Here is a 13,741-nt window from a genome sequence, read left to right as displayed (position 1 = left end):
CCCCGGACACTGTCGTCCAGGAAGGGGTGATTGACGATGACGTCACGCACCGCCAAGTCCACCGCCCGCCCCGCGCCCGTCGCGGCGCTGCACATCGGGTCCGGCGACCCGGTGTTGTTGTTGCACGGGTTCCTGCTCTCGCCACATTGCTGGGAGCAGGTCGCACAGCGAATGTCGGCCCATTGCGAGGTGTACGCGCCCGCGTTCGCCGGGCACTGGGGTGGCCCGAAGGTCGAGGGCTGGGCACTGGATGTGTACGCCCTGGCCGATCAGATCGAAGACCAGCTCGACGAGCTGGGCTGGCGCACCTGTCACATCGCGGGCAATTCGCTCGGCGGCTGGGTGGGACTCGAGCTCGCTCGACGCGGCAGGGCACGCACGCTCACCACGATCGCCGCGGCCGGGGGTTGGGCGTCGCCGTCGCTGAGCCAGGTCAGGGTCGGCATCAAGTTCGCGTCGATGATTCCCTTCATCGAGATCGGCAAGCGCCTCGGCGGTGTGGCGATCAACAACCCGCTCGTGCAGCAGGTGGCCGCGATGCTGGTCACCAAGCACACCGGTGCCGTCGCCCGCCGTGATCTCGCGACGACGCTCACCGCGGTCCTGCACTGTGACGCGATGATCCCGCTGATCCTGGGCAGCCTGCGGGCGCCGGGCATGGACGACCTGGGTGAGCTGAGTACCCCGGTGCGGATGCTGCTCGCCGAATACGACCGGATCATCCCCAACAGCGTCTACGCCACCCGCTACCTGCGCGAACTCCCCGAGTCGGCGGATCGGATCCTGGTGCACGGAGTGGGGCATGTGCCGATGCTGGAGGCACCGGACCGGATCGCCACGCTGATCGCCGAGCACATCTACGCCAGCCGCGGACACCTGCGCGCGGTGTGACGAGATCCCGGCCGCGACGACATGTTCGCGGCCGGGTCCGCTTCACTTCCCGAGTAGACCCTTGGCGATGTGGGTCACCTGGATCTCGTTGCTGCCCGCGTAGATCATCAGCGACTTCGCGTCGCGGGCCAGCTGCTCGACCCGGTATTCGCTCATATAGCCGTTGCCGCCGAACAATTGCACGGCCTCCATCGCCACCTCGGTCGCGGCCTCTGAGCAGTACAGCTTCATCGCCGAGGCCTCGGCCAGGCTCGGCGGCTTACCCGCGCGACCACGCTCGAGCACATTGAACACCATGTTCCGCACATTGATTCGCGCGACTTCCATCTTGGCCAGCTTGAGCTGGATCAGCTGGAAGCGGCCGATCTCCTGGCCCCACAGCGTGCGTTCGCGGGCGTAATTCACACAGAGCCGGTGACATTCGTCGATCACGCCGAGCGCCATGAACCCGACGCCGATCCGCTCGGCGGTGAAACTGGCTCTGGCGCTTTCTCTTCCGTCGCCGCCCTTGTGTTCTTCGGTCTCGCCGAGCAACCGATCCTTGCCGAGCCGGACATTGTCGAAGAACAACTCGCCGGTCGGCGAGGAGTGCAGACCCATCTTCTTGAACGGTTTGCCCTGGGTGAGGCCCTCCATGCCCTTGTCGAGTACGAAGGTGAGCACCTTGCGGTCGCGTTTGTCGGTGCCGTCGCGCTCGTCGAGCTTGGCGTAGACGATCATCACGTCGGCGCACGGGCCGTTGGTGATGAAGGTCTTCTGGCCGTTGAGGATGTAGTCCTCGCCGTCGCGTTCGACGCGAGTCTTCATGCCGCCGAACGCATCCGAGCCGGAGTCGGGTTCGGTGATCGCCCAGGAGGCCACCTTGCGCAGGGTGACGATGTCGGCCAGCCAACGCTGCTTCTGGGCCAGGGTGCCCCGCGACATGATGGTGGTGGCACCGAGTCCGATGCTCACCCCCAGTGCGGACACCAAACCCATACAGACGCCGGACAATTCGCTGATCAGTACGGCCATCATCGACTGTTGATCACCGAACGGACTGCCCGGCTTCTTGCCGTCCTCGCGCGGACCTGCCGCTTCCTTGGCGAGCATCTTCGCGACGGCGTCCTCGCCCATCGCATCGATGCCGAACTGGCTGAACAGCTTGCGCAGGATCGGATACGGCAGCATCTCACCGCTGTCGAGGGCGTCCAGATTCGGCCGGACCTCCTTGTCGATGAACGCCCGTACGGCGTCGCGGATCATCAGATCGGTCTCGGACCATTCGAACACTCTCGTCTCCTGACGCTCGCTCCGCCCAAAAACATACACGCGTGCTTGTTTTTGCGCGACGGTTTCGGTGACCCCGGTCACCATCCAGCCGCGTAACAGCGGCGTAACGGATCGGAAAATTCGTGTCTACATCTATGCAGGACCGTCTGTGAGTCGCCGGTTACGGGCGGCAGCGGATGAAGGAGAGAGGGAAATGGCCGGAGCAGATACTGCCGCCAAAGAAACACTCGAGGACTACACGCTGCGTTTCGCCCCGCGGAGCTACCGCAAATGGAGCCCCGCGGTCGTCGGCATCTCCGCGCTCGGCGGCATCGCCTATCTGGCCGATTTCGCGATCGGCGCGAATATCGGCATCGCCCACGGCACCGGAAACGCCCTGATCGGCATCGGTATCTTCGCCGTGGTCGTGATGCTCACCGGATTTCCGCTCGCCTATTACGCGGCGCGCTACAACATCGATCTCGACCTGATCACGCGCGGAAGCGGATTCGGTTACTACGGATCCGTGATCACCAATATCGTGTTCGCGTCGTTCACTTTCATCTTCTTCGCGCTCGAAGGTTCGATCATGGCCCAGGGCCTGTTATTGGGCCTCGGAATTCCCCTGTGGCTCGGCTATCTGGCCTCCACGATCATCATCTTCCCGCTGGTCATCTACGGGATGAACACCCTGGCCAAACTCCAGGTGTGGACCACTCCCCTGTGGCTGCTGCTGATGGTGGCGCCGTTCGGCTTCCTGCTGGTGCGCCACCCCGATTCGGTGGGTTCGTTCTTCGCCTACGGCGGGGAGAACGGTGAGGGCGTGAGCGTTTCGGGGGCGCTGCTGGCCGCCGGCGTGTGTCTGTCGCTGATCGCTCAGATCGCCGAGCAGATCGACTACCTGCGCTTCATGCCGCCGCGTACCCCGGAGAACCGGGCCAAGTGGTGGGGCTGGATGCTGCTCGCAGGTCCGGGCTGGGTGCTGTTCGGTGCGGCCAAGCAGGTCGTCGGCCTGTTCCTCGCGGTGTACCTGATCGCGAATCTGCCCGCCGCGCAGGGCATCGCCAACCAGCCGGTGCACCAGTTCCTGGAGATCTACAAGGACATGGTGCCGGGTTGGCTGGCCATGACGCTGGCAGTGGTGCTGGTGGTCATCAGCCAGGTCAAGATCAACGTGACCAACGCCTACTCGGGCTCGCTGGCCTGGACCAACTCCTACACCCGTGTCACCAAGACCTACCCCGGTCGGCTGGTGTTCCTGGTGGTCAACCTCGGTGTGGCGCTGGTGCTGATGGAAGCGAACATGTTCGACTTCCTCAACAACATCCTCGGCTTCTACGCCAACTGCGGCATCGCCTGGATCGTCACCGTGGCCACCGATATCGCGGTGAACAAGTACCTGCTGAAGATCTCGCCGAAGGTGCCGGAGTTCCGGCGCGGCATGCTCTACGACTTCAACCCGGTGGGCCTGGTCGGTTTCGGGCTGTCGGCGGTGCTGTCGATCATGACCTTCTTCGGCCTGTTCGGCGAGCTGCTGAAGCCGTACTCGCCGCTGGTCGCGGTGCTGGTCGCCTTTATCGCGACCCCGCTCACCGCGATCGCCACCAAGGGCAAGTACTACCTGCGACGCGCCGACGACGGCATCGAGGCACCGATGTTCGACGAACACGGCAACCCCTCGGGTGACCTGCTCACCTGCCACGTCACCGGCATGGACTTCGAGCGCCCGGACATGATCGCCTCGGCGGTGCCGGGTCCCGAAGGCGAGATCCAGTACATCAGCTCGCTGGCACTGTCCACGGACAAGGACGGCAGACACCTGCTGCCCCGTCAGCACTGAGATCCCCCGCGAAGGCCGTGCCCGATGGCACGGCCTTCGTCGTGTTCAGATCAGTTTGCGGACCAGCGGTAGCGGCAGGGTGCGCAGCGCGAAGCCCATCGGTACCCACGGCCAAGCGGGCACGTAGGCATTGGCGCGACGCTTCTCGATCGCGGCGATCATCGCGCGGACGCCGGTTTCGGTGTCCACCATGAACTTCGGCTGATGCTTGACTCGGTCGTTCATCTCCGAGCGGATGTAACCGGGGTAGATCACCGAGACGTCGACACCCGGAATCGCTTCCGCGCGAACACCTTCGGCGAGCGCCGCGACGCCCGCTTTGGTGGCCGCGTAGGTGGTGAGCGTCTTGGGCATGCCGCGCAGGCCCGAGATCGAGGAGATCATCACCAGATGGCCGCGGCCCTGCGCGCGGAAGATCTGCAGCGCCGCCTCGCTTTGCGCCAGGGCGGCAACGAAATTCACCATCGCGGTCTGGCGGTTGGCCTTGTGGGACCCGGTGCCCAGCGGCGCGCCCTTACCGAGGCCGGCGTTGACGATCACCCGGTCGATGGTGCCGAATTCCTCGGCGAACTCGTCGAAGACGGTGAACACCGCCGCGTCGTCGGTGACATCGAGTTGCTTCACCGAGACGACGCGGTCGGCGTGTGCGGCGAGGATCTGCGTGCGTAGTTCGTCGAGACGCTCGGTCCGGCGAGCACACAGGCCGAGGTCGTACCCGAGCGCGGCGAACTGGCGGGCCATCTCGGCGCCGAGTCCGGAGCTGGCGCCGGTGATCAGGATGGTGCCCCGGCTCACGACAGCGCCGGGGTTCGTCGGGGGGTGATTCGCGATTCCATGTGCCCACGCTAACCATCGCGCGGCCGTGGTGGTCGAGGATCGGCGACGATGTCGCGGCCGCGGTGCTGTCGGCGGAGTTCAGCGGGCCGCGAGCAGCCTCGCCGCGTTGGCCGCCGCGTCGTCGCCCGCCTCGTTGGCGGCGAGTTCGGCGTGGACCCGGTCGTAGTACCGGTTGATCTCGGCGTCGGTGGTCTGCTCGTTCCAGCCGAGCAGGGGCGCGATCAGGCGCGCGACCTCCGGTGCGGCGGCGAGGCCGCGATCGGGCACCTCGATGGAGATGCGGGTGCGGCGAGTGAGGATGTCGTCGAGGTGCAGGGCGCCCTCGTTGGTGACGGCGTAGACGATCTCGGCGGCGATGTACTCCGAGGCACCCGGAATCGGATGGCGCAGGGTGGGATCCGCGGCGATGAGGCCGAAGATGTCGGTGCTCAGCGAACCGTACCGGCCGAGCAGGTGTTCGACCACGTCGACGGGTAGTCGCTGTGACACCGACAGGTCGGTCACCTCGGCGAGCATGTCGAAGTAGCCCGCCGCGCCGACGATAGGCAACTGCGCGGTCGACGAGGCGGGGATATCCCCACCCAGGCGCGCGACGGCCGCGTCGACGACATCGGCGGCCATCACCCGGTAGGTCGTGTACTTACCGCCCGCGATCACGAACAGACCCGGCGCGGGTTCGGCGACGGCGTGTTCGCGCGAGAGTTTCGCGGTCTCCTTCGTGGCACCGGTCATCAGTGGGCGCAGGCCCGCGTAGGTGCCGACGATGTCTGCCCTGGTCAACGGCTCGCGCAGCAGCGCGTTGACGTGGTCGAGGATGTATTGCACGTCGGCGGCGGTGGCCGTCGGGTGGTTCTTGTCCAGGGCCCATTCGGTGTCGGTGGTGCCGATGATCCAGTGTTCGGCCCACGGAATCACGAACAGGACCGACTTCTCGGTGCGCATGATCATGCCGGTGTGCAGGTTCAGCCGGTCGCGCGGCACGAGGATGTGCACGCCCTTCGACATCTGGACGTGGAACGGGAAGTCCACGCCGGTCATCTTGATCATGTCGTCGGTCCACACACCGGTCGCGCTGATCACGGTACGGGCCCGAATGGTATGCGTCAGGCCGGTTTCCAGGTCTTCCACGCGCGCGCCGACGACCTTGTCGCCGTCGCGTTCCAGCCCGATCACCTTGGTCCGGGTCAGCACCGTGGCACCGTGTTCGGCGGCGGTCCTGGCGATCATCATCGTGTGGCGGGCGTCGTCGAGCTGCGCGTCGTAGTAACGGATGGCGCCGGTCATCGCGTCCGCACGCAGCGCGGGCGCGAGTTCCAGTGCGCCGGAACGGGTCAGGTGCTTGTGCATCGGAACGGTGCGCGCGCCGCCGAGGGTGTCGTACAGCGCGATGCCGGCCCCGATGTAGGCGCGCTCCCACACGCGGTGCTGGAGCGGAAACAGGAACGGCACCGGATGCACCAGGTGCGGCGCGAGCGTATTGAGCAGCAGCCCACGCTCTTTGAGTGCCTCGCGCACCAGCGCGAAGTCCAGCTGCTCCAGGTACCGAAGGCCACCGTGGATGAGCTTGGACGAGCGGCTAGAGGTGCCCGCGGCGAAATCACGTGCCTCGACCAGGGTGACCGACAGGCCGCGCGATGCGGCGTCGAGCGCGGCACCGGCGCCGGTCACGCCACCGCCGATGACCAGGACATCGACCTCGGCGGTGTCGAGCGTGCCGACAGCCTTCTCACGGTAGGTGGGGTCCAGTTGCACAGACACGATGATCTCCTTCTCGAAAGTATTGTGCTTACTCAGATTTCGGCCCAGTCGAGGGTGCGCTCGACGGCTTTGAGCCAGCGGCGGTAGCCGTGTTCGCGTTGCTCGTCGGACCAGCTCGGATACCAGCGGACATCTTCGGACCAGTTGTCGAGCAGTTCGTCGGTGCCGCTCCAGAAACCCACGGCCAGTCCCGCGGCGTAGGCGGCGCCGAGCGCGGTGGTCTCGGCGACGACCGGTCGCGAGACCGGGACGCCGAGTAGATCGGCTTGGATCTGCATGGCCAGCTGGTTCACGGTGACGCCGCCGTCCACCCGCAGCGTCGCCAGTCGCACGCCCGCGTCGCGCTGCATGGCCTCGACCACATCGCGGGTCTGGTAGGCGATGGATTCCAGGGTGGCCCTGGCCAAGTGGGCGTTGTTGCTGTAGCGCGACAGCCCGACGACCGCGCCGCGGGCATCGGGTCGCCAGTACGGCGCGAACAGACCGGAGAACGCGGGCACGAAGTACACGCCGCCGGAATCGGCCACCTGACCGGCGAGGTCCTCGATCTGCGCGGCGCCGGCGATGATGCCCATCTGGTCGCGCAACCACTGCACCGCGGAGCCGGTGACCGCGATCGAACCCTCCAGCGCGTAGGCGGGCTTGTCGTCGCCGAACTGGTAGGCGACGGTGGTGATCAAGCCGTGGTTCGAGCGGACGATCTCCGTGCCGGTGTTGAGCATCAGGAAATTGCCTGTGCCATAGGTGTTCTTGGCCTCGCCGGGCCGGAAGCACACCTGCCCGACACCCGCGGCCTGCTGGTCGCCGAGCACGCCGGCGATGGGCACCGACCCTTTGAACGGGCCGTCGGGTTTCGTGGTCCCGAACAGTTCCGGGTTCGCCGACGGGGCGATGGTCGGCAGCATGGCGCGTGGGATGCCGAAGACCGCGAGGAGTTCGTCGTCCCAGTCGAGGGTTTCGAGATCCATCAGCATGGTTCGCGAGGCATTGGTGGGGTCGGTGACGTGCACACCGCCGGTGAGATTCCAGATCAGCCAGCTGTCGAGAGTGCCGAACAGGGCGTCACCGCGCTCGGCGTCGGCGCGCACGCCCGCGACATTGTCCAGGATCCACTTCAGCTTGCCGCCGGAGAAGTACGGCGCGGGTGGCAGGCCGGTCTTCTCGCGGATGAGCGCACTGTGCCCGGCGGCGTCGAGGTCGGCGATGATGCGGTCGGTGCGGGTGTCCTGCCAGACGATGGCGTTGGCATAGGGGCGGCCGGTGTGGCGGTTCCACACGACCGTGGTCTCGCGCTGGTTGGTGACGCCGATGGCGGCGAGGTCGTCGGCCGTGAGATCGGCGAGCGAGAGGGCGGTCTTGACGACGGTGCGGGTGCGTTCCCAGATCTCGTCCGGATTGTGTTCGACCCAGCCCGGCTGCGGCATGATCTGGGAGTGTTCGAGCTGATGGCGGGCCACAACGGTGCCTCTGTGGTCGAAAACCATGAATCGCGTCGAAGTCGTACCCTGGTCGATCGCGCCCACATACCGGTTCATTTGTCGTCCTTCCCGGATCTCGCCATCGAGTCCGTCGATCGGGCACCTGGGCCCGGAACCCACGCTAGGAACGCGCGGACGCGGACACCACACGCCCCGTTCGACAATGCTGAACGGTGGTAGGTTCGGGGCCATGCCTGGGCCGATCCAGTCGATCGAACGCGCCGCCGCCGTGCTCCGGCTGCTCGCGCGCGGATCGGGACCGCTGGGCGTCGGCGAGATCGCGACCGCGCTCGACCTGGCCAAACCCACCGCGCACGGCATCCTGCGGACACTGCTCGGGGTCGGGTTCGTCGGTCAGGACGCACTCACCGGCAAGTACCTACTCGGCCCCGCGATCGGTGAACTCGGGACCGATCGGCTCGATGTGAACGAGTTGCGTTCGCGGGCGATCCACCGAGCCGACGCCCTCGCCTCCCGTTCCGGGGAATCGGTGCGCATCGCAGTGGCGCGGGACACCGGGATCACGGTCATCCATCACGTCTTCCGGCCCGACAACAGCGTTCAAGCTTTGACGGTCGGCGAAATACTTCCCGCTCACGCGACCGCGCTCGGCAAGGTACTGCTGGCCTACGACGCCGCGGCGGAAGTCGGTGCGCTCCAAGGGTTCACCCAGCGGACGATCACCGAACGCGACAGGCTCGACCTTGCGATCGCCGAGGTTCGGCGGCGGGGTTGGGCGGACGAAGTCGAGGAGCACCGCTCGGGCGAAGCGGGAATCGCCGCGCCCATTCGAGCCAGAGGCGGGCTGGTCGTCGCGGCTATCGGCATCACCGGGCCGACGGATCAGCTGTGCGACAACCGCTTACAGGTGCGTCCGGCCGCGGTCGAGCAGGTTCGCGCCGCTGCTCTCGCCGTGCACCGCGACCTGACGGCAGCGCAATGAGCTGGGCCGGTATTCCCGCCGCCGCGGCATCGGCCGACAACGAGAGCAGACGACGATGACCCAACGTTTCGTGCTCGCTATCGATCAGGGCACCACCTCGAGCCGGTGCATCGTCTTCGATCAGCATGCCCGGCTGGCCGGCCTGGCACAGCGGACTCATCGCCAGCATTACCCCAGGTCGGGATGGGTGGAGCAAGACGCGCTCGAGATCTGGCGGACGGTCGAGCGGATCGTGCCCGCGGCGCTGCGCGATGCCGGAATCACCGTGGACCAGGTGGCCGCGATCGGCATCGCCAATCAGCGCGAGACCACCGTGGTGTGGGATCGGCGCACCGGACTGCCGGTGCGACTGGCCATCGTCTGGCAGGACGTGCGCACCGAAGAGCTGGTCGATCGGATGAAGGAATTGCCCGGGGCACAGCGTATTCCCGAGTTGAGCGGGCTGCCCCTGGCCACGTACTTCGCCGCACCACGCCTGCGTTGGCTGCTCGACCATGTCGACGGCCTTCGCGCCAGAGCCGAACGCGGCGACGTGCTGTTCGGCACCATGGAATCCTGGCTCATCTGGAACCTGACCGGCGGCGCCGAGCATGTCACCGACGTGACCAACGCCGGCCGAACCCTGCTGATGAACCTCGCCACCCGCCAGTGGGACGCGGAACTGTTGCGGTTCTTCGATATTCCGCCCGCCATGCTCCCCCGCATCGAACCGTCGACCGGCGATTTCGGCACCGCCGCCACCATCGTGCCGGGCGTGCGGATCGGCGCCGCTCTCGGCGACCAGCACGCGGCCCTGTTCGGCCAAACCTGCTTCGCCCCAGGGGAAACCGAATGCACCTACGGCACCGGCGGTTTCCTCATGATGAACACCGGCACCGAACTGATCCGCTCCGAACACGGCCTGCTCACCACCATCGGCTACCAGGTCGGCTCCGAACCGGTCTACGCGCTGGAAGGCCCGATCGCGGTGACCGGGTCCCTGGTCCAATGGCTGCGCGACATCGTCGGCCTGATCGCCACCGCCCCCGAAATCGAAACTCTCGCGAACACCGTCGACGACAACGGCGGCTGCTACTTCGTCCCCGCCTTCTCCGGCCTCTACGCCCCCCATTGGCGCAGCGACGCACGCGGCTTGCTCATCGGCCTGACCTCCTATGTCACCAAAGGCCACCTGGCCCGCGCGGTCCTGGAGGCCACCGCCTGGCAGACCCGCGACGTGGTCGAAGCCATGAACGCCGACGCCGGTCTCCGAGCGAAATCCCTCCGAGTGGCAGGCGGCATGGCGTCCAACAACCTGCTGATGCAGGTCATCGCCGATGTCCTCGACACTCCGGTCATGCGCCCCCTCGTCACCGAGACGGTCTCTCTCGGCGCTGCCTACGCGGCGGGGCTGGCCGTGGGCTACTGGCCGGATCTTCAAGGTCTGCGCCGCAATTGGAAGGTCGCCGCCCAGTGGACCCCTTCCCCGGATCGCCGAGTCCGCGACGACGAATACGAACGCTGGCAGCGAGCCGTCCAACTCAGCGTCGGCTGGGCCAGGCCCGCCGGGGGCTAGCGACGCGGGGATCCCGATCGCTATGGCGCGTCGTGCACGGAGCGGCGCTGGAGGAAGACGGTCAGCGTGAACAGGAGCACACCGGCTACGGCGAGGACGGCGCCGACCATGGCCGGGGCGGTGTAGCCGAGGCCCGCGGCGATCACGAGGCCGCCGAGCCAGGCGCCCGCGGCATTGGCCATGTTCAAGGCGGCGTGGTTGAGGGCGGCGGCGAGAGTCTGGGCGTCGGCCGCCACGTCCATCAGGCGGGTCTGCAGGCCGGGTGCCAGAGCCGCGCCGGAGGCGCCGACGAGGAAGGCGCCGATCGAGGCGGTGATCGGGTTGTGGGCAGCGAGGACGAAGCCGGCCAGGATCACCACCATCGCGATCATGGCGACGAAGATCGAGCGGTCGACGCCGCGGTCGGCGAGGATGCCGCCGCCGATATTGCCCACGATCATGCCCAGGCCGAACAGTGCGAGCACGATCGGCACCGCGCCGATGGGCATCCCCGCGACATCGGTCATGGTGGTGGCGATGTAGGTGTAGACGGCGAACATGCCGCCGAAGCCGATCGCGCCGACGGCCAGGGTGAGCAGCACCTGCGGGCGACGCAGCGCACCGAGTTCGGTCATCGGGTTGGTGATCTTCATGCTGGTCAGTGCGGGAACGTAGCGCCACAGGGCGGCGACTGTCGCCACCCCGATCACGGCGACGACCACATAGGCGTCACGCCAACCCAGGTGCTGACCGAGCCAGGTCGCGCCGGGCACACCGATCACATTCGCCACGCTGAGCCCGAGCATCACCGCGGCGACCGCCTTGGCTCGCTGCCCGACGGGCGCGAGGGTGGCCGCCGCCAGCGAGGCGACACCGAAGTACGCGCCGTGCGGCAGACCGGACACGAAGCGGGCGAGCACGAGCGTGCCGAAGGTCGGCGCGAGCACGGTCCCGATATTGCCGATGGTGAACGCGACCATCAACACGATGAGCAATTTCTTGCGCGCCACCCGGGCACACAACGCGGCGATCAGCGGCGCACCGACAACGACACCCAGCGCGTACGCCGACACCGCGTGCCCGGCCGATGGCTCGGAGATATCGAAAGCCCGCGCGATGTCGGGCAGCAACCCCATGGTCACGAACTCGGTGGTGCCGATCCCGAATCCACCCAGCGCCAACGCGAGCATCGCCGGGACATGCCAGCTGGTGCGTGGCACGTCGAGACGATCGGGGGCTGCGATGGAAGAAGTCACGCTTCCATGCAACGGGCACGGGTACCCGTTCGCTACCCGAGCAGAGCGTGAGTTACCCCACCGTGGGAACAACCGCCGGGTACAGACGCAGAAAGCGCCCGCATCGGATTCGATGCGAGCGCTTTCACAGCCGTGCAGATTCGCGGTTGCGAACCGGGGCTACATCACTTCAGAGCACGAGCCAGGTTGACGTCCAGCGCGCCGAGGAATTCCTCGGTGCTCAGGTAACCCTGGTCGCCACCGACGAGCGCGGCGAGGTCCTTCGTCATCTGACCGCCCTCGACGGTCTTGATGACCACGTCCTCGAGCGCCTGTGCGAAGCCGATCACCTCGGGGGTGTTGTCCAGCTTGCCGCGGTGTTCGAGGCCGCGGGTCCAGGCGAAGATCGACGCGATCGGGTTGGTCGAGGTCGGCTTGCCCTGCTGGTGCTGGCGGTAGTGCCGGGTGACCGTGCCGTGCGCGGCCTCGGCCTCACAGGTCTTGCCGTCCGGGGTGAGCAGCACCGAGGTCATCAGGCCGAGCGAGCCGAAGCCCTGGGCCACGGTGTCGGACTGCACGTCGCCGTCGTAGTTCTTGCAGGCCCAGACGTAGCCGCCCTCCCATTTCATGGAGGAGGCGACCATGTCGTCGATCAGGCGGTGCTCGTAGGTGAGACCCGCCGCGTCGAACTCGGCCTTGAACTCGGCGTCGAAGACTTCCTGGAAGGTGTCTTTGAACATGCCGTCGTAAGCCTTGAGAATGGTGTTCTTCGTGGAGAGGTACACCGGGTAGTTCTGCTGCAGGCCGTAGTTGAACGAGGCCCGCGCGAAGTCTTCGATCGACTTCTTGAAGTTGTACATACCCATGACGACGCCGCCGTCTTCGGGCATCTTCACAACCTCGTGGATGATCGGCTCGCTGCCGTCCTCCGGGGTGAAGGTCAGCGTGACGGTGCCCGCCTCGTAGACCTTGAAGTCGGTGGCGCGATACTGGTCGCCGAAGGCGTGACGGCCGATGATGATCGGCTTGGTCCAGCCGGGCACCAGACGGGGCACGTTGGAGATGATGATCGGCGCGCGGAAGATGGTGCCACCCAGAATGTTTCGGATGGTGCCGTTGGGCGAGCGCCACATCTTCTTGAGGCCGAATTCCTTCACCCGATCTTCGTCCGGGGTGATGGTGGCGCACTTGACGCCGACGCCATGCTTCTTGATGGCATTGGCCGCGTCGACGGTGACCTGGTCGTCAGTCTTGTCGCGGTACTCGATGCCGAGGTCGTAGTACTCGAGGTTCACGTCGAGATAGGGATGGACCAGCTTGTCCTTGATGAACTGCCAGATGATCCGGGTCATCTCGTCGCCGTCGAGTTCTACAACGGTGCCTTCAACCTTGATCTTGGACATGGATCTTCGTGTCCTCCTCGGTGGGTGCCCTTATTGCACGGCTAGGCGAACACGCTTGTGAGCGGACCCCAGCAGTTCCAACAGACAACGTATATGCCCCGCGTTGTCTGCGGGACGTGTGGTGCAAACAAGACGAGCGTACTGCTGTCCCCCACCTCACCGCGATGGGAGGGCCCGCTGTGCGGGACTCCTCGAAGCTACTCCGCCCCGACCGCGTGCCGGTACCCGATCGGGCCTTGACCGGCTACTGAGTAGTAACACGGCGGGGTACGGCCGTGATCGGATCCCGGCGGATCCGCGGTGCACGACGACACGCCGAGGCCTGCCACACCGCCCATCGAGTGATCTTCGGCGGGAAATGCGGGGGAAGTTTCCGCCCTCGGGAGATCTCCGGTTAACATGACGGCAAGGTCATGAGTACCAGCGCCAAGCCCCGGCTCGCTGGTCGGCAACCCTCCAGCTGCGGTGGGGTGCTCCGGGTGATGACCGGGCTCTCGAAAGTCGAGAGCAAGCGCGCATTGCAGGAGGCCCCCATGTGTTGTTGCCAGTCGATCCGACCCAGTTGACGAGA

The 13,741-nt window shown here is 66.4% G+C and carries 10 protein-coding genes and 1 riboswitch; of the genes, 4 read left to right on the top strand and 6 right to left on the bottom strand.

From position 1 onward, the window contains the following. The first annotated feature begins 36 nt into the window (after nucleotides 1-36). Nucleotides 37-891: an alpha/beta fold hydrolase gene (locus IBJ82_RS12385; protein ID WP_056818146.1), complete on the top strand. Its 855-nt coding sequence runs from the start codon at nucleotides 37-39 to the stop codon at nucleotides 889-891. Between the two features lie 42 nt (nucleotides 892-933). Here the strand turns inward: IBJ82_RS12385 and IBJ82_RS12380 are convergent, their stop codons facing one another. Beyond that, nucleotides 934-2,163, bottom strand: a complete 1,230-nt coding sequence (locus IBJ82_RS12380; protein WP_194826004.1) for an acyl-CoA dehydrogenase family protein — start codon at nucleotides 2,161-2,163, stop codon at nucleotides 934-936. A gap of 193 nt (nucleotides 2,164-2,356) precedes the next feature. On the opposite strand from IBJ82_RS12380, the gene IBJ82_RS12375 reads away from it, so the two are divergent. Beyond that, entirely contained in the window at nucleotides 2,357-3,982 is a 1,626-nt protein-coding gene (locus IBJ82_RS12375; protein WP_194826003.1) for a cytosine permease, read from the top strand. Between the two features lie 45 nt (nucleotides 3,983-4,027). Here IBJ82_RS12375 and IBJ82_RS12370 read toward each other — a convergent pair whose 3' ends face one another. The 3 genes from IBJ82_RS12370 to glpK (IBJ82_RS12360) all read right to left on the bottom strand — a co-directional run bounded on the left by IBJ82_RS12370 (nucleotide 4,028) and on the right by glpK (IBJ82_RS12360) (nucleotide 8,112). Next, entirely contained in the window at nucleotides 4,028-4,777 is a 750-nt protein-coding gene (locus tag IBJ82_RS12370) for an SDR family oxidoreductase (protein WP_194826002.1), read from the bottom strand. Between the two features lie 120 nt (nucleotides 4,778-4,897). Next, complete coding sequence (locus IBJ82_RS12365) at nucleotides 4,898-6,577, bottom strand: glycerol-3-phosphate dehydrogenase/oxidase (RefSeq protein WP_194826001.1); 1,680 nt, start codon at nucleotides 6,575-6,577, stop codon at nucleotides 4,898-4,900. 32 nt (nucleotides 6,578-6,609) lie between these two features. Beyond that, entirely contained in the window at nucleotides 6,610-8,112 is a 1,503-nt protein-coding gene (glpK, locus tag IBJ82_RS12360; RefSeq protein WP_194826000.1) for a glycerol kinase GlpK, read from the bottom strand. Nucleotides 8,113-8,245: 133 nt separating this feature from the next. Here glpK (IBJ82_RS12360) and IBJ82_RS12355 point away from each other — a divergent pair, with 133 nt between their 5' ends. Together IBJ82_RS12355 and glpK (IBJ82_RS12350) are read left to right on the top strand one after the other, a co-directional pair. Further along, the gene (locus tag IBJ82_RS12355) at nucleotides 8,246-8,998 is read left to right on the top strand and encodes an IclR family transcriptional regulator (RefSeq protein WP_194825999.1); all 753 of its coding nucleotides are present in this window, start codon (nucleotides 8,246-8,248) and stop codon (nucleotides 8,996-8,998) included. A 55-nt stretch (nucleotides 8,999-9,053) separates the two neighbouring features. Then, a complete protein-coding gene (gene glpK, locus IBJ82_RS12350; RefSeq protein WP_194825998.1) occupies nucleotides 9,054-10,553 on the top strand; it encodes a glycerol kinase GlpK in 1,500 nt (499 codons plus the stop codon). Nucleotides 10,554-10,573: 20 nt separating this feature from the next. Here glpK (IBJ82_RS12350) and IBJ82_RS12345 read toward each other — a convergent pair whose 3' ends face one another. After that, nucleotides 10,574-11,722, bottom strand: a complete 1,149-nt coding sequence (locus IBJ82_RS12345) for an MFS transporter (RefSeq protein WP_194826246.1) — start codon at nucleotides 11,720-11,722, stop codon at nucleotides 10,574-10,576. Between the two features lie 230 nt (nucleotides 11,723-11,952). Then, nucleotides 11,953-13,170 (bottom strand): NADP-dependent isocitrate dehydrogenase, encoded by a 1,218-nt coding sequence (locus tag IBJ82_RS12340; protein WP_194825997.1) that lies wholly within the window; start codon nucleotides 13,168-13,170, stop codon nucleotides 11,953-11,955. A 409-nt stretch (nucleotides 13,171-13,579) separates the two neighbouring features. Continuing rightward, nucleotides 13,580-13,690, top strand: a riboswitch (SAM riboswitch). Nucleotides 13,691-13,741 lie beyond the last annotated feature (51 nt).

It is taken from the genome of Nocardia sp. XZ_19_231 (genome assembly GCF_015355705.1).
GTDB classification, from domain to species: Bacteria; Actinomycetota; Actinomycetes; order Mycobacteriales; family Mycobacteriaceae; genus Nocardia; species Nocardia salmonicida.
This window is presented reverse-complemented; position numbering and strand designations above follow the sequence as displayed.